Below are 16629 nucleotides of genomic sequence, written 5' to 3' on the forward strand. Positions count from 1 at the left end.
TTCGCATCGCCCCCGAATGGGGTTTCGACGACGTCCGAAGAGCCGCATGGGCTTTCGCGCGTGAAGTGGAACGGCGCGCGTCCGGGGAGGTGACGACGGCGTGGTGGCGCAAGGACCGCGACCCGTCGGCGGTGTTCGTCGACTACAACCAGAATTCGCGCGATCACACGATCGCCAGCGCCTATTCGGTCCGCGGTGTGCCCGAGGCGACGGTCTCCACCCCCGTCCGGTGGGACGAGATCGACGACCTGGAGCCGAGGGACTTCACGATCCGGACCGTACCGAAGCGCGTCGAGGAGCTCGGCGACCTGCACGCGGGTATCGACGAGGCGGTCTTCTCCCTCGAGCCGCTGCTCGAATGGGCGGAGCGCGACGAGAAGCAGGAGAGGGGGTCGGAGTGAGCCCGGTGGCCTCGTAGGCGTGGCCTGACAGCCGCGGTCTAATATCCGGCGCTGGGGTCGATGACCCCGATCGGTACGAGTCCGGATGCGAAGCGCGTGACGTTCTCGGTGACGTGCTCGAGATAGGCCGGGATACGTAGTGGCGGCGGATTGGAATCGTGGGGTGTGATCACGGCGTTGGGCAGGGTCCACAACGGATGATCGTCCGGGAGCGGTTCGGGGTCGGTGACGTCGAGACCTGCACCGCCGATCGTGCCGGACCGGAGTGCGGCGACGAGGGCATCGGTGTCGACGAGTTCGCCGTGGGACACGTTGACGACCCACGCCGTGGATTTCATCGCGGTGAGTTCAGTGGCGCCGACGAGGGTCTCGACGTCTCGTGTGGCCGTTGCGGAGATGACGACATGATCTGCGAGAGGCCATAACTCGTCGATCCGTTCGACGGGGAATGTCTCGACGGCCCCGGGCACGGGACGGCCGCTCCGGGTGACGGCGAGGGTGTGGGCGCCCAGTGCGGCCAGCATCGGGATCAGCGCCCGGCCGACACCACCTGCGCCGACGATCCCGACGGTCGCGCCCCGGAGGGTGCCGACGGCGGGAGCAAGGCTCTCGGGTGCCCACGATGTGGCGGCCAGGTGGGCCGGTAACGCCCGGACCCCGGCGAGGAGAAGGAGAAGGGCGTGTTCGGCGACGGCCGCCGAGTACGCGCCCGCGGCGGACGTCCAGGTGACCCGCGGGTGGGCCTTGACGACGCCCTGCGACAACCAGTACTCGACTCCGGCGGAGGGGAGCTGCACCCAGCGGACGGAGGCGGGTAGGGCCTCGGGGAAGTTCTGTGGCCCGGCAGTCCAGACGAGCGCGTCGGGGGCGTCCTCGAGCCTGCAGCACACACCGCCCCCAGCCACGACCGCCCGTTCGAAGCGGGGGTCGCGCTCGGGACCGACAGCGATGCGGGGCGCACGCTCGGGAGTCATGTTCTCGACTCTAAGCGTCCGCCCCGCATCGGTCACGTGGTTACCGCGCTCAGGCGGGTTCCTCGATCAACGGGTACACACCGTTCTCGTCGTGCACCTCGCGGCCGGTCACCGGGGGGTTGAAGACGCAGAGCATGCGCATCCGCGTCTCCGGGAGCACACGGTGACGTTCGTGCCCGTCGAGCAGGTACATCGAGCCCGGGGCGAGCTCGTACTCCACGTCGTTGTCGAGATCCTGCAGCTTGCCGGTGCCCTCGACCAGCCACACGGCTTCGACGTGGTTGGCGTAGTGGAACTCGTTGACGGTGCCGGGCTCGATGGTCGTCTCGTGGAACGAGAAGCCCACCTTGTCGCCGGCGAGGATGATGCGCTTGCTGCGCCACTGGCCGTCCTCGGAGAGGACATCACGCTCGGTGCCGGTGATCTCTTCTGTCGTGCGAACGATCATGGGTGTCGAAAGTCCTTCTTCTGCAAATCGGTTCGGGACGGGCGGAGAAGCGGACCGCTCAGGAGCGGACCTTGGCGGTCGCTTCCGCGAGGATGTTGAGCCCGAACTCGAGTTCGTCGTCGGTGATGGTCAGCGGCGGCAGCAGCTTGACGACCTCGTCCGACGGACCGGAGGTCTCGGCGAGCAGACCCTCCTCGAAGGCCAGGGCGCAGACCTTCTCGGCGTCGTCCGGGTTCTCGAAGACCAGACCCTGGACCAGGCCGCGGCCGCGGGTCGAGACACCCTCGAACATGTCGGACAGGTTCATGAAGGTCTGACGGATGCGCTCGCCCTTGCGCAGGGTCTCGCGCTCGAGCTTGTCGTCGGACCAGTAGTGCTCGAGGGCGGCGGCGGCCGTCACGAAGGCCGGGTTGTTGCCGCGGAAGGTGCCGTTGTGCTCGCCCGGCCCCCACACGTCGAGTTCACGCTTGAACAGGGTGAGCGCCAACGGCATTCCGTAGCCACCGATCGACTTGGACAGGGTCACGATGTCGGGCGTGATGCCGGCGATCTCGAACGAGAAGAACGGACCGGTGCGGCCGCAGCCCATCTGCACGTCGTCGACGATGAGCAGGATGTCGCGTTCCCGGCACAGGTCGGCGAGAGCGCGAAGCCATTCGGGGCGAGCGACATTCACGCCACCCTCACCCTGCACGGTCTCGACGATGACCGCGGCGGGACGGTTGAGTCCGCTGCCCGCGTCGTCGAGGACGCGCGAGAACCACTGGAAGTCCTCGGTGACGCCGTTGAAGTAGTTGTCGAACGGCATCGGCGTGGCGTGCACGAGGGGGATGCCTGCGCCGGCGCGCTTCATGGAGTTACCGGTCACCGACAGGGCCCCCAGGGTCATACCGTGGAAAGCGTTGGTGAAGTTGATGATCGACTCACGGCCGGTGACCTTGCGGGCGAGCTTGAGCGCTGCCTCGACCGCGTTGGTGCCGGTCGGGCCGGGGAACTGGACCTTGTAGTCCAGGCCGCGGGGTGCGAGCACGTGGGATTCGAAGGTCTCGAGGAGCGTGCGCTTGGCGACGGTGTGCATGTCGAGGCCGTGGGTGATGCCGTCGCCCATGATGTAGTCGACGAGCGCCGACTTGAGAACAGGGTTGTTGTGGCCGTAGTTCAGGGCTCCGGCGCCGGCGAAGAAGTCGAGGTAGTCCTTCCCGTCCTCGCTGCGCAGCCAGGATCCCGATGCCTTGTCGAAAACGACGGGCCAACCGCGGCTGTAACTGCGGACCTCGGATTCGAGGTGCGAGAAAATTGCGGTGTCGGAATTGGGGGTGGTCTCGGGCTTGTTTTCCAGGATGGTCATGTCGTGGTCCTCCTGTGATTATTCGAAGATTATGAGATTTTCGCGCGCAGATGCGCTGCGATCATTCGCCGACGGTGTACAGATCCTCGGCCAGATGGGAATCGGGGAAATCGTCGGGGGCAAACAACTCTGTGCGAGTGATATGCGTTCCACGGCGACGTGCGAGAGCGGTGAACATTGCGATCGACGCCTCGTTGTCGGGGCTCACCGTCGTTTCCAGACGGGTCACGCCGAGCGGCTCGAGTCGGTCGAGGAGGGCATCGAGCATGCGGCCCGCCACTCCGCGTCCACGCTGATCGGCGTCGACCGCCACCTGCCAGACGAACAGTGTGTGCGGGGAATCGGGACGGCGGTAGCCGGTCACGAACCCCACAGGGCGATCGGTATCGTCGGTTGCGACAACCGATGTGTCGGCGAAATCGCGACACCACAACACATATGCGTAACCGGAATTGACGTCGAGAACCTGCGAATCACGCGCGATCTGCCAGAGTCGCCTACCGTCGGCGATACGCGGACGCCGGAATTCGATTGCAGCCGGCTCACTACCGGACTCGGATGCGGCCACGCCCCGAGGGGTGGTCGCGATATTCGATTCAGCCGAGTCGGGGGTCGGGGTACTTCTTTCCTTGACGGGCCTCATATGTCCTTTCAACCTAACAACTTCCGGTATCGAGATCACCTCGATGTCCGGAATCGGGATCGGAACCCTGTGGTCCGTGCAGGTGGAGCGCATGTTGTGATACCGGTCACAAACATGTTACGTCGGTCCTCCTCGTGGCGATTACTTCGGGCTCGCGAGTGCGTACGGCAACACCGCGTCGGCCCCCGCGGCGACGAGGGTTCTCGCCGCCATGGTGAACGTCCAGCCGGTGTCGGTCACCGCGTCGACGAGGAGGATCGGACCACTCGACCCGATCGTGTCGGGTTGTTCCCACGCATCGATCAGCGCGGCGACCCGGTATGCCGAGTTCGCTGCCGTGGGCTCCGTATTCCCGCTCCGGCGTCGTAGTACACCTAGATCTCGTAATCGTCCGATTTGTGCCAATCGTGACGCGAGGGACTCCACGAGGAGGGGATGGTCGGGGGATTCCAGCGCCATGACCGCGGTCGGTCGTTCCTCCCAGTCCCACGCGGCGAGCACCGCGATCGACGCGTCGACCACCGCCTTCGGTACCTCACGATCCGGCCCGTCGAGCAGTTCCCGGAGCCGAGGCCCCCAGCCCAGATCCGACAGCCGACCCAGGACGCGGCCGGGACGAGGTCCGTCCGCGATCCGTCCCGACAGGGGAATCCCGAGCGTCGACATCCCGGTGGGCCACTGGCGGCGCGGCGGCAGATCGACGCCGGGGCGTTCGAGTCGGGCCCGGGTCCGGGCGACCTCGTCGTCGCCGACGGACGTCGCCCACCGGGAGCCGGTGCAGTTGTCGCAGCGACCGCAGCCGGAGCCCTGCGCATCGAGTCCGGGGTCGTCGAGCTGGCGACGCAGGAAGACCATGCGGCATTCGGTGGTGTGCTCGTATTCGAGCATTGCCTCCTGCTCCGCCGCGCGTGCCTCCTCGAGGCGCCCGTACCGCTCGTCGTCGTACACCCACGGCTGCCCGGTGGCGATCCAGCCACCCTTGACCCTCTTCACGGCTCCGTCGACATCGAGAACCTTGAGGACCATCTCCAGGCGTGAGCGGGTGAGGTCGACCCGCGGTTCGAGGGCGGGGGTCGACACCGGCCGTTCGGTATCGAGAGCCGCGATCACACGACGGACGAGAGTCTCGTCCGGGAAGGCGACGGACGCGAACCACTGCCAGATCCGGCGGTCTTCCGGGCCGGGGAGCAGGACCACCTCGGCACGGTCGGTGGAGCGACCCGCGCGCCCCACCTGCTGGTAGTAGGAGATCGGCGACGACGGGGCGCCGAGATGGACCACGAAGCCGAGGTCGGGCTTGTCGAAACCCATGCCGAGTGCCGAGGTGGCGATGAGTGCCTTGACCTTGTTGTCGAGCAGGTCGGCCTCGAGTTGTTCGCGTTCGGTCGGTTCGGTCTGCCCGGTGTACGCGGCCACCGCGTAGCCGTGGTCGGCCAGGAGCGCTGCGAGGTCGCGGGCGGCGGAGACCGTCAACGCGTAGACGATGCCCGATCCCGGCAGGTCCTTCAGATGCTGCGCGAGCCACGCCGCACGTCGTGCCGGCTCGTCGATCCGCACCACCGACAGGTGCAGCGACGGACGGTCGAGCCCGCCGCGCAGCACGAGTGTCTCGCCGGGGCCGGGATCGCTGCTCCCGCCGACATCGGCGTTCCCGCCCACACCGAGTTGTGCGGCGATGTCCGCCACCACCCGATCGTTGGCGGTCGCGGTCGTCGCCAGCACCGGGATGTCGTCGCCGAGTTCGGAGACGAGGGTGCGGATACGGCGGTAGTCGGGCCGGAAGTCGTGACCCCAGTCCGACACGCAGTGCGCCTCGTCGACGACCACCAGTCCGGCATCGCGGGCGAGAGACGGTAACACCTGGTCGCGGAAGTCGGGATTGTTGAGGCGCTCGGGGCTCACGAGGAGCACGTCGACCTCGCCCGCCGCGATCTGCTCGTGGATCGAGTCCCACTCCGTGACATTGCCGGAGTTGATGGTCGCCGCGTGGACGCCGGCCCGCTCGGCGGCCGCGACCTGGTTCCGCATGAGCGCGAGCAGCGGCGAGACGATCACGGTCGGACCCCGGCCCTGTCGACGCAACAACTTGGCGGAGATGAAGTAGACGGCCGACTTCCCCCAGCCCGTGCGCTGCACGACGAGGGCGCGGCGACGGTGCACCACGAGCGCTTCGATCGCGACCCATTGGTCGTCGCGGAGCCGGGCGTCGGGACCCGCCAGCTCGCGGAGGAGATGCTCGGCGTCGTCGCGCAACAGCTCGGTGGAGTTCGTCATGCTGCAATCGTGCACGACGTCGTTCCGTCACGGCAGCGGTGAACGGTTCGTCACCGGCGGTGAACGGTACCGATGCGGCGGCGAACGGGGATACCGTGAAGAACGTGACCGGACGTGGCCTGAGAAAGGAGGTGGCACCGAGTGTCGCACGGCGTGGCAGAAATCATGATGTAAAATCCTGCGGAACAACAACTTCCGATAGCATCGATCTTGGAGTGCGACTCGTGACACTCTGTGTCCATATTGGTGACGGCGATCGCCGGTCCGGCCCGAGTGTGACGAGCGGATCATCCGCGCCGCTATGGTCGTCGTCATGTACGCAGCCCTTTCATCCCCCGCAGCACCGTCTGTGGAGTCGGTCGTCGTGACCCCGGCCGAGGCTCGGGTACGTCATGAGACCTACCGCAACAAGATCGTGTCCGCGCAGGAAGCCGTCCAGTGGATCCGCCCCGGCGATACGGTCGCCATCAGCGGTTTCGCCAGTGCAGGCACCCCGAAGGCCGTTACCCCTGCGCTCGCCGAACACATCCGGCGCACGCGCGCGACCGGTGGCGACTTCCGGATCAACCTGCTCACCGGCGCGTCGGTCGCCTCCGACACCGAACGCATGCTCGCCGACGTCGACGGAATCGCGCTGCGTATGCCGTACCAGGCGGAGCCCACCGCACGCGGGCGGATCAACGAGGGCCGGATGGACTATGTCGACATCCATCTGTCGCACGTCGCGCAGCAGGTCTGGGAGGGCTACTACGGACACGTGGACGTGGCGGTCGTCGAGATCTCCGGCATCACCGAGAACGGCGAGCTGATCCCCGCCACATCCATCGGTAACAACAAGACCTGGCTCGACGTGGCCGAGAAGGTGATCCTCGAGGTCAACTCGTGGATCCCCGCCGCCATGGACGGTGTGCACGACGTCTACTACGGCACTGCGCTTCCCCCGAACCGCCGCCCGATCGACCTCACCCACGTGGAGGATCGCATCGGCCAGCCCTACTTCCGGATCGATCCGGAGCGTGTCGTCGCGGTGGTCGAGACCGACCGGCCCGACAGTGCCACGGCGCTCACCGCTCCGGATGCCACCAGCCAGGCCATCGCAGAGCACGTCCTCGACTTCTTCGCACACGAGGTCGCCGCGGGACGGCTGCCCGCCGACACGCTGCTGCCGTTGCAGTCGGGTGTCGGCAACGTCGCCAACGCCGTGCTCGCCGGTCTCGACAGCGGACCGTACCGAGGGCTGACCTGCTACTCGGAGGTGATCCAGGACGGCATGCTCGACCTCGTCAAGCACGGCACCGTCCGGTTCGCCTCGGCCACCGCCCTCGCGCTGTCCGAAGCGGGACTGAACGACTTCGTCGAGAACATCGACTTCTACCGCGACCACATCATGTTGCGGCCACAGGAGATCAGCAATCACCCGGAAATCGTGCGCCGCCTCGGCATCATCGCCATGAACGGCATGCTCGAGGCCGACGTCTACGGCAACGTCAACTCCACCCACGTGATGGGCACCCGCATCATGAACGGTATCGGTGGCTCCGGCGACTTCGCGCGCAACGGCTACCTGTCGATGTTCCTGAGCCCGTCGACCGCCCGTGGCGGCGCGATCTCCTCGATCGTTCCGATGGTGCCGCACGTCGACCACACAGAGCACGACGTGCAGGTCATCGTGACCGAACAGGGTCTCGCCGATCTTCGCGCCCTGTCTCCCCGTCGTCGGTCGCGGGTCGTCGTGGAGCGCTGCGCGCATCCCGACTACCGCGCCGAACTGCTCGACTACATCGAGCGCGCCGAAGCGGCTCCCGGAGCAGGCCACACCCCGCACCTGCTCGGTGAGGCGTTCTCCTTCCACGAGCGCTACCAGCGCACGGGGACCATGCACGCGTCCTGATCGACGCGGCGACGAACGAGGTCGGCCCCGGCACCACATCCACGGTGCCGGGGCCGACCTTCGTCCGGCTCGGTGACCCGCCGCCAGGTATGTCCGGCTCGGTGACCCACCGCCGGGTATGGCCGGTTCAGCGGATCGGCGCCGGATCGATCTGCTGCTGCGGGAGCGTCGCTTCGATCGCCGCCGTGATGTCCTGCAGCGGGGTCGGCCCGGAACCGTCGGGCACGGTCAGCGCCACGTAGACCGGACGATCGACCGTGAACCACGTGCTCGCCGGGATGCCCTGCTCGGCCCCCGACACCTCGAACCACTGCACCTCGTCGATCACCTGCAGAGCCGCTGCCTGGTCGAACTCGTCGGGCCGGTCGAGACCGCAGCGCAGGACCACCTCGTCGCCCTCGTCGGACTGCCAGGCCGCGGCGCCCACCGGAGCCGGGTCGGCCAGTTCGGCGCGCGTGTAGTCGCCGAGCTCCTCGGGCAGGGCCGCGAGCAACTGCGCGCACGATTCGGATTCGGCCTCGGGGGCGGGCACGGGACCCAGACCGACGGGCGTGTTCACAGGTGACCGGGACACCGTCACGGCCGCCACGACCACCCCGACCAGCAGAGCGACGGGCAGTGCGATCGCCGTGGCGATCAGGGCGGGACTGCGGCGGGTCGCATCCGTTTCGGACGTCTCGCCGGGGACGCCGTCGGAGGGTTCGCGGTCGGAAGCAGAGGTGTCGTTCATCGTGTCCAGAATCCGGGCTCGGGGACAGGGGGCGGTAGCGTGAACCGAACGTAGCAGGACACGTGCCGGCTCTCTCCCGCCGCCGACCGAGAAAGAGGCGACCGTCACCGTGACGAACCCGACCGGACCCACCGTCTCCGACATCGGGGAGTTTCCCGTGATCGAACGGGCGGTGAGGGCACGGCGACAGCCACGCAGCACGCTCGTCGGTCCGGGCCACGACGCGGCGGTCGTGGCAGCGGCCGACGGCCGTATCGCGATCTCCACCGACATGCTCGTCGAAGGACGTCACTTCCGGTTCGACTGGTCCGGCCCGCAACAGGTCGGGCGCAAGGCCGTCGCCCAGAACGGGGCGGACGTCGCCGCGGTCGGGGCACGCCCCACCGCCTTCGTCGTCGGTCTCGGGTGCCCGCCCGACACTCCCGTCGCCGTGCTCGACGGCATCTCCGCGGGAATCGGGGAAGCCGCGGAGGAGCTTGGTGCCGGAGTGGTGGGGGGCGACCTCGTGCAGGCCGGCCAGGTGATCGTGTCGGTCACCGTGCTCGGCGACCTCGAGGGCCGACCCCCGCTGCTCCGCTCGACCGCCCGTCCCGGTGACGTCGTCGCACTCGCCGGCAGCACCGGCCGCTCGGCAGCCGGCCTCGCTCTGCTGCTTGCCGGCAACGCGGAGTTCCCCGAGCTCGTCGCGTCGCATCTCGTGCCTACTCCGCCCTACGCTGCAGGCCCTGCCGCCGCGGCGGCGGGTGCCCACGCCTGCACCGATATCTCCGACGGTCTCGTCGCCGACCTCGGGCACATCTGTACCGCTTCGGAAGTCGCGATCGACCTGGACTCCGACGCGCTCACTCCCGACACGCAGCTCCGGAAGGCCGGTGAGGCGCTGTCGGCCGATCCGTGGGAGTGGATCCTCACCGGCGGCGAGGACCACGCCCTCGCGGCATGCTTCCCGCGCGGGGTCGCCCTGCCGGACGGATGGCGGCCGATCGGGGTGGTGCTCGAGGGCGCCGGTGTCACCGTCGACGGGGAAGTCCGGGAGGGATCCGGAGGCTGGGAGAGCTTCGCGCCGGGCGCTGCATCCCAGGGTCCCGACTCGAGATAGGTTCTGCAGTCATGGCTGTCTACGCACTCGGCGAGCGTGTCCCCGATATCCATCCCGACGCATGGGTTCACCCCGACGCGGTCGTGATCGGCAACGTCACCCTCGGTGCCGGGGCCTCCGTGTGGCCTTCGGCGGTGCTGCGCGGGGACTACGGCACGATCACCGTGGGGGAGAAGACCAACATCCAGGACGGCACGATCATCCACTGCACCGCGATCGAGGCCACCGTCATCGGTGCGCGGTGCGTCGTCGGTCACAACGCGCACATCGAAGGCTCCACCATCGGTGACGGTGCACTGATCGGGTCGGGTTCGCTCGTCCTCAACGGCTCGGTCATCGGTGCCGGTGCCCAGGTCGCCGCCGGCGCCCTGATCCCTCCGCGATTCGAACTCCCGCCCCGCCGCATGGCGATGGGCATCCCCGCGAAGGTCCGCGAGGGGTACGAGGTTCCCGAGAACAACTTCGACGCCAACGCCGAGATGTACGCAGCGAACGCGGCCTACTACCGGACCGCCCTCCGCCGTATCGACCAGGAGTGACAGGTGGCCGACACCGTCGACACACAGTCCGCGTCCGGTGGAGAGGGTGAACCCCGATCCGGCCGCCCCCTCTCCGAACTCGTCGACCCGGGGTGGGCCCGAGCGCTCGAACCCGTCGCCGACGACATCACCGCCATGGGGCAGTTCCTCCGCGCGGAACTCGCCGCGGGACGCAGCTACCTGCCGTCCGGCCCGAACGTGCTGCGGGCCTTCGCCCAGCCCTTCGAGGCGGTACGCGTCCTGATCGTCGGGCAGGATCCCTATCCCACTCCCGGTCACGCTGTGGGACTGAGCTTCTCGGTGGCTCCGGACGTCCGTCCGATCCCTCGCAGTCTCGCCAACATCTACCGCGAGTACACCGAGGATCTCGATCTGCCGCAGCCGTCCACGGGCGACCTGTCGCCGTGGACGCAGCACGGCGTCCTGTTGCTCAACCGGGTGCTCACGGTCGCGCCGGGCCAGCCGGCCTCGCACCGGGGCAAGGGCTGGGAGGCGGTGACGGAGCAGGCCATCCGCGCGCTGGTCGCGCGCGGTACCCCGCTCGTCGCCATCCTGTGGGGCCGCGACGCGGCGACCCTCGAGCCCATGCTCGGCGGTGCGCCCACCGTGAAGTCGGCGCATCCGTCCCCGCTGTCGGCTTCCCGCGGGTTCTTCGGGTCGCGTCCGTTCACCCGCGCGAACGCTCTCCTCGTCGAACAGGGCGGCGAACCGGTGGACTGGCGACTGCCCTGACCACCGGTCCGCCACCGATACCGGATCGTCAGGCGCGGATCGAATCCCAGTCGGGGCGGCGCTTGGCGACGAAGGAATCGACGCCCTCGATGCCCGTGGGGCTCGTCGCGGCCGCGGAGATCGCGGCGGCTTCCGCGTCGAGGTGCTCCGACAGCGACCGTCCTGCCGACTCGGCGACGAGCGAGCGGATCGAGGCGTAGGACTGCGTCGGGCCGTGGGCGAGGGTTCGGGCGAGCCGCAACCCCTCTCCCTGGATCTCCCCGTCGGCGACGAGCCGGCTCAGCAGACCCAGACGCACGGCTTCGTCGGCGCCGATCACGGCATCGGTCATGATGATCTCGCGCGCCCGCGCCGGACCGACGATCCGCGGCAGGGTCCAGGACATCCCGCCGTCGGGCGAGAAACCGATCGAGGGGTACGCGGCGCGCATCTTCGTACCCGGGCCGGCGAGCGCGATGTCCGCGAGCAACGCGAGGCTTCATGCCGGCGCCCGCAGCCCAGCCGTGCACGGCGGCGACGACCGGGACGGCGGCCTTGTTCAGCTCACGGACGAAGTCGTGGAAGAGACTCGCGACCTCGAACAGGTGGGCGCCACGATCCTCGGCCGCGGCGAATCCGTGGACGTTGCCGCCCGCACAGAAGTTCGCGCCCTCGCCGACGAGCAGGACGGCGCCGATCTCCGGGCCTGCCGCCCGCAGAGCCGCGATGCCCTGCTCCATTCCCGCGGGGGACAGGGAGGTGCCGTACTCGGAGGTCGCCACGGCGATCCGCAGGACCCGGTCCTCCACACTCACCAGCGGGTGAAGAGAGCCGTTGCCGGCAGGAAAGGAAACTTGGTTCTCGGTCATTCCCGCACGATATCCGGCCGCAGAATCGAACAGTGAAGGCCCCCTGCGCAATCAGCGCAAGGGGCCTTCACTACGACTCGACCGGGAATCAGCCGCGGACGACCTTGCCGGCCTTGAGGCAGGAGGTGCACACGTTCATCTTGCGGGTGTTGCCCGGTGCAACCTGAGCGCGCACGCTCTGGATGTTCGGGTTCCAGCGACGGTTGGTACGCCGGTGCGAGTGCGAGACCGACTTCCCGAAGCCGGGGCCCTTGGCGCATACGTCGCAGACGGCAGCCATGTCGCGAACTCCTTGTGTCTAGTGGATAGATCTTCTGTCTGTGTTGTTTCGCCCTGCAAACACGGGGAACGAGCCACCCGTGCGAGGCAACCCGGCAAGCTTAGCGAACTCGAGTGCGGATGGCCAAACCGGACGCCGGGACGGCTCGCGGTTAACCTGTTCGCCAGGGCTCGGCACCGTGGCGATCGGTACCCATCGTAGTGGCGGATGCGGCCCGGAGGCGAGAGGCGAAGGGGGTGGAATCGTTGCTCGAAGCCGAGGACACGGTGGATGGGCGAGCGCTGCGCAGGTGGGTCGAGTTCGGTGTGGACGCGCTCGAACAGCGCCGAGCCGAGATCAACTCGCTCAACGTCTTCCCGGTGCCCGACGGCGACACCGGAAACAACCTGCTCAGCACCCTGCAGGCCGCCGCGGCCCGGATCGGTGGCCCCGCGGACGGCGCGCTCACCGCGTCCGACGTCGCCGAGGGGCTCGCACGCGGCGCCTTCACCGGCGCCCGGGGCAATTCGGGGATCATCCTTGCGCAGGCCCTGCGCGGTGTGGCCGACGCGGTCGCCGGGCTGACGACCGTCGGCGCCGCCGATCTCGCCGCCGCACTCTCGAACGCCGCGGCGCTCGTGACCGGAGCGCTCAGCGCGCCCGCGAAGGGCACGATCGTCAGCGTCCTCGAAGCCGCAGCCGACGGTGCCGTCCGCGCTGCCGCGGAGACCGACCCGACCGTGTGCGAGGTGGTCGTCGCCAGCGCCGACGCCGCTGCCGACGCGCTGCAGCGCACCACCACCCAGCTCGACGTCCTCGCCGAGGCAGGGGTGGTCGACGCCGGCGGTCTCGGCCTGCTCGTGCTGCTCGACTGCCTGGTCGAGGTCACCACGGGAACGCGCCCCGACCGCCGGATGGTGCTCGCCGGCGCCTCGCGTCCCGTGGTCGAACCCGAGATCGTCGACGACCGCCACGACAGCGACCAGCAGGAGTACGAGGTGATGTATCTCGTCGAGAACTCCGACGACACGCGCATCGCCGCCCTGCGTTCCCATCTCGACGTGCTGGGAGACTCCGTGGCGATCGTCGCCGGGGAGTCGGGTTGCTGGTCCGTGCACGTGCACTGCTGCAATCCCGGAGCAGCGGTCGAGGCCGGTCTCGCGGCGGGTGCCCTGCGTCGCATCGACATCACGTGCTTCGCGCTCGAGTCCGCACGTCGCGGGTGCGGCGACGGAGCCGCCGCGTCGGGCCCGGCCGCAGTCCCGGCGCACACCCACACGGCGGGGGAGCAGTCCCGCGCGGTCCTCGCGGTGGTCGGCGGCGACGGTGCTGCCGAACTGTTCGAAGCGGAGGGCGCGCAGGTGCTGCGGGCGGAGAAGATCTCCGTCCCCGACGAGCTGCTCGCGGCGATCCGGGCACTGCCGAGCCGGGACGTCCTCGTGCTCCCCAACGGTGCGCTCTCCGCGCAGGACGTCGTCGCCGTGGGCGCCCGGGCGCGGCGGGAGGACTGCGACGTGATGTTCCTGCCGTCGTCCTCGGTGGTCCAGGGGCTGGCGTCGTTGGCCGTGCACGATCCGATGCGGGCCACCGTCGACGATGCGTTCGCGATGTCGGAGGCGGCGTCGTGCGTGCGCTGGGGGTCGCTGCGGTACGCGAACGAACGTGCTCTGACCTGGGTCGGAACGTGCGAGCCCGGCGACAGTCTCGGCCTCGCCGGCCATGATGTCGTAGTGATCGAGCATGATCTGGTGACAGCGGGAGCATCGCTGCTCGACAGGCTTCTCGCCGCGGGCGGCGAGCTCGTGACGATGCTGGTCGGGGCCGATGCTCCCGACGGACTCGTCGAGCAACTGGCCGACCACCTCGATCGCCGCCACCCGGAGATCGACGTGGTGGTCTATCAGGGCGGTCAGCGCAGCGACCTGCTGCAGCTCGGCGTCGAGTAGCCGGTGCGCCGCGAGGCCACCGCACGAGTAGCGGAAGGGACGGCAGTGGCGACACTCGCGGACCGGCTCGATCATGTCCTCGGCCGCAAGACGGCGGACGCCTTGCACGACGCGTTCGGGATGGCCACCGTCGAGGATCTGCTGCGGCACTATCCGCACCGCTACGCCACCCAGGGCGCCGAGCTCGGTGAGAGCCGGCCCGAGGAGGGCAGGCACATCACGATCATCGCGCGGGTCGAATCGGCGCAGGAGGTGCCGATGAAGTCCCGCGCCGGGAAGCGCCTCGCGGTACGGCTGCGCTCCGATCGCCACAGCATCGACGTCACCTTCTTCAATCCGCACCGGGTCAAGCACAACATCAAGCCCGGTGTGCGCGCGATGTTCTCGGGCACCGTGAAGTACTTCCGCGACAAGTGGAGCCTGACCCACCCGAGCTATCTCGTGCTTCCCGAGCCGCGCGACGCGGACGATCTCGTCTCGGCGGCCCCCGCCCGGGTGCGGGGCGCCGGTGCCCTGGCGGGTCTCGCGCGTACCGCGCAGGACGGCTCCGGGGTTGACATGTCGGTCTTCGACCGCGCGCTGATCCCGATGTACCGCGCGACCCGCGAGGTCGAGTCGTGGACCGTCATGCGCTGCGTGCGGCAGGTGCTCGACCAGCTCGACCACGTCGACGATCCGCTGCCCGCGTGGGTCCGCGACGAGCACGGCTTCGTGGGTCTCGACGATGCCCTGCGATCGATCCACCTGCCCGACACGAAGCAGGAGATCGACCGGGCACGCGACCGCCTGCGGTTCGACGAGGCCGCCGCGGTGCAGCTCGTGCTCGCGGGCCGCCGGCACGACGTCGAGGTGCGTTCGGCGCCGTCCTGTCCGCACCGCGCGGACGGAATCGCCGACGAGTTCGATCGGCGCCTGCCCTTCGAGCTGACGGCCGGCCAGCTCGCCGTGGCGGAGGAGATCTCCGCCGATCTGGCCCGAGAACACCCCATGAACCGATTGCTGCAGGGCGAGGTCGGTTCGGGCAAGACCATCGTCGCGCTGCGGGCGATGCTGCAGGTGATCGACTCCGGGCGGCAGTGCGCCCTGCTCGCACCCACCGAAGTGCTCGCGGCGCAGCACGCCCGCTCGTTGACCACGATGCTCGGCGACCTCGCGGCGGCGGGCGAACTGGGTGCCCACGAACTCGCGACCCGCGTGACCCTGCTGACCGGCTCGATGGGGGTCGCGCGCAAGCGGGCCGCGCTCAACGAGGCGGTGACGGGAGATGCCGGGATCGTCATCGGCACCCACGCGCTCATCGAGGACAAGGTGCAGTTCTTCGACCTCGGTCTCGTGGTGATCGACGAGCAGCACCGGTTCGGCGTCGAGCAGCGCGACGCATTGCGGTCGCGCGGCCGCGACGGGGCGTCACCGCACGTGCTGGTGATGACCGCGACGCCCATCCCGCGCACCATCGCGATGACCGTGCTCGGCGACCTCGAGGTCTCGACCCTGCGCGAACTGCCCCGAGGGCGGTCGCCGATCGTCAGCCGCGTGGTCCCGGCGAAGGTGCACCCGACGTGGGTCGACCGGGCGTGGGAACGTATCCGAGAAGAGGTCGCCGACGGGAGGCAGGCCTATGTGGTGTGCTCACGCATCGGCGACGGCGATTCCGATGACGACGCGCTCCTCGATCCGGGCGCTCCCGAGCCGGGCTCGGGGAAGGGTAGGCAGGCGCCACCCGAGACCACCTCGGTGCTCGAGCAGTTCGAGTTCCTGACCTCCGGCCCGCTGCGCGACCTGCGGGTGGGTCTGCTGCACGGCCGGTTGCCCGGCGACGAGAAGGACGCCGTGATGCAGGCCTTCAACGCGGCGGAGCTCGACGTGTTGGTGTGCACGACCGTCGTCGAGGTCGGTGTCGACGTGCCGAACGCGACGGTGATGGTGATCGTCGACGCCGACCGGTTCGGTGTCAGCCAGCTGCACCAGCTGCGCGGTCGCGTCGGCCGCGGTGGGCACCAGGGGTTGTGTCTGCTCGTGACCGACGCGAAGCCCGGCACCCCGACGATGATGCGGCTCGAGGCCGTCGCCGGCACCACCGATGGGTTCGAACTCGCCCAGCTCGATCTGCACTTGCGACGGGAGGGCGACGTCCTCGGGGTCGCCCAGTCCGGCACGGTGTCGACGCTCAGGTTGCTCTCGCTCGTCGACGACGCCGACGTCATCGAGGCGGCCCGCGACTTCTCCCGGACGGTGACCGAGAAGGATCCGGGCCTCGAACAGCACCCGGGGCTCGCGAGCATGGTGCGCGCGGCGCTCGACGCCGAACGCGTCGAGTACCTCGACAAGTCCTGAGTTACGTGCCGTACACCGTGCCGTAGAACCTCCGGTGAGGTTTCCACCACCCTCCCCGGAGCGTTGACAGCGTGTTACGGACGGTCCCACTGCATCGTTCCAGTCGTGCCATCCGGCCACTCCGTCCCACGATGTGGAATGCGCGGCGAAGGCGGCATGTTAC

General features: G+C 68.9%; 14 protein-coding genes and 1 pseudogene. 7 read left to right on the plus strand and 8 right to left on the minus strand.

The window, feature by feature from the left end:
• The coding region (gene ligD / locus R1101_RS0105640; RefSeq protein ID WP_016932489.1) for a non-homologous end-joining DNA ligase LigD at window positions 1-401 on the plus strand (401 nt) is incomplete at its 5' end.
• Window positions 402-439: 38 nt separating this feature from the next.
• On the opposite strand, the gene R1101_RS0105645 is transcribed toward ligD, so the two are convergent.
• The 5 genes from R1101_RS0105645 to R1101_RS0105670 form a co-directional block, all read right to left on the minus strand.
• A complete protein-coding gene (locus tag R1101_RS0105645; RefSeq protein ID WP_016932490.1) occupies window positions 440-1375 on the minus strand; it encodes a D-isomer specific 2-hydroxyacid dehydrogenase family protein in 936 nt (311 codons plus the stop codon).
• A gap of 49 nt (window positions 1376-1424) precedes the next feature.
• Complete coding sequence (locus R1101_RS0105650) at window positions 1425-1823, minus strand: ectoine synthase (RefSeq protein ID WP_016932491.1); 399 nt, start codon at window positions 1821-1823, stop codon at window positions 1425-1427.
• Between the two features lie 58 nt (window positions 1824-1881).
• Window positions 1882-3171, minus strand: a complete 1290-nt coding sequence (gene ectB / locus R1101_RS0105655) for a diaminobutyrate--2-oxoglutarate transaminase (protein WP_016932492.1) — start codon at window positions 3169-3171, stop codon at window positions 1882-1884.
• Between the two features lie 61 nt (window positions 3172-3232).
• Entirely contained in the window at window positions 3233-3739 is a 507-nt protein-coding gene (gene ectA, locus R1101_RS0105660; protein ID WP_016932493.1) for a diaminobutyrate acetyltransferase, read from the minus strand.
• Window positions 3740-3955: 216 nt separating this feature from the next.
• The gene (locus tag R1101_RS0105670; RefSeq protein WP_016932495.1) at window positions 3956-6088 is read right to left on the minus strand and encodes a RecQ family ATP-dependent DNA helicase; all 2133 of its coding nucleotides are present in this window, start codon (window positions 6086-6088) and stop codon (window positions 3956-3958) included.
• Between the two features lie 349 nt (window positions 6089-6437).
• Between R1101_RS0105670 and R1101_RS0105675 the strand changes: the two genes are divergently transcribed.
• Window positions 6438-7979: an acetyl-CoA hydrolase/transferase family protein gene (locus R1101_RS0105675; RefSeq protein ID WP_016932496.1), complete on the plus strand. Its 1542-nt coding sequence runs from the start codon at window positions 6438-6440 to the stop codon at window positions 7977-7979.
• Window positions 7980-8106: 127 nt separating this feature from the next.
• Here the strand turns inward: R1101_RS0105675 and R1101_RS0105680 are convergent, their stop codons facing one another.
• Window positions 8107-8709: a DUF3515 domain-containing protein gene (locus tag R1101_RS0105680; protein ID WP_198420241.1), complete on the minus strand. Its 603-nt coding sequence runs from the start codon at window positions 8707-8709 to the stop codon at window positions 8107-8109.
• Window positions 8710-8818: 109 nt separating this feature from the next.
• Between R1101_RS0105680 and R1101_RS0105685 the strand changes: the two genes are divergently transcribed.
• From R1101_RS0105685 to R1101_RS0105695, 3 genes are read left to right on the plus strand one after another with little or no spacing between them, the layout of a single operon-like run.
• Window positions 8819-9808, plus strand: coding sequence for a thiamine-phosphate kinase (locus R1101_RS0105685; protein ID WP_016932498.1), 990 nt, complete (start codon window positions 8819-8821; stop codon window positions 9806-9808).
• A gap of 11 nt (window positions 9809-9819) precedes the next feature.
• The gene (locus tag R1101_RS0105690; RefSeq protein ID WP_016932499.1) at window positions 9820-10347 is read left to right on the plus strand and encodes a gamma carbonic anhydrase family protein; all 528 of its coding nucleotides are present in this window, start codon (window positions 9820-9822) and stop codon (window positions 10345-10347) included.
• 3 nt (window positions 10348-10350) lie between these two features.
• Window positions 10351-11079, plus strand: coding sequence for a uracil-DNA glycosylase (locus tag R1101_RS0105695; RefSeq protein ID WP_016932500.1), 729 nt, complete (start codon window positions 10351-10353; stop codon window positions 11077-11079).
• 28 nt (window positions 11080-11107) lie between these two features.
• On the opposite strand, the pseudogene R1101_RS25935 reads toward R1101_RS0105695, so the two are convergent.
• A pseudogene (locus R1101_RS25935) lies at window positions 11108-11927 on the minus strand (enoyl-CoA hydratase/isomerase family protein).
• 88 nt (window positions 11928-12015) lie between these two features.
• Window positions 12016-12207 carry a 50S ribosomal protein L28 gene (rpmB, locus tag R1101_RS0105705; protein ID WP_006551201.1) on the minus strand — a complete coding sequence of 64 codons (192 nt, stop codon included), beginning with the start codon at window positions 12205-12207 and terminating at the stop codon, window positions 12016-12018.
• A gap of 236 nt (window positions 12208-12443) precedes the next feature.
• Here rpmB and R1101_RS0105710 point away from each other — a divergent pair, with 236 nt between their 5' ends.
• Both R1101_RS0105710 and recG read left to right on the plus strand, forming a co-directional pair.
• Window positions 12444-14132 (plus strand): DAK2 domain-containing protein, encoded by a 1689-nt coding sequence (locus R1101_RS0105710; RefSeq protein WP_016932503.1) that lies wholly within the window; start codon window positions 12444-12446, stop codon window positions 14130-14132.
• A 45-nt stretch (window positions 14133-14177) separates the two neighbouring features.
• A complete protein-coding gene (gene recG / locus R1101_RS0105715) occupies window positions 14178-16466 on the plus strand; it encodes an ATP-dependent DNA helicase RecG (protein ID WP_016932504.1) in 2289 nt (762 codons plus the stop codon).
• Window positions 16467-16629: the final 163 nt, after the last annotated feature.

The organism is Rhodococcus sp. R1101, from assembly GCF_000278445.1.
GTDB classification, from domain to species: Bacteria; Actinomycetota; Actinomycetes; order Mycobacteriales; family Mycobacteriaceae; genus Rhodococcus; species Rhodococcus gordoniae.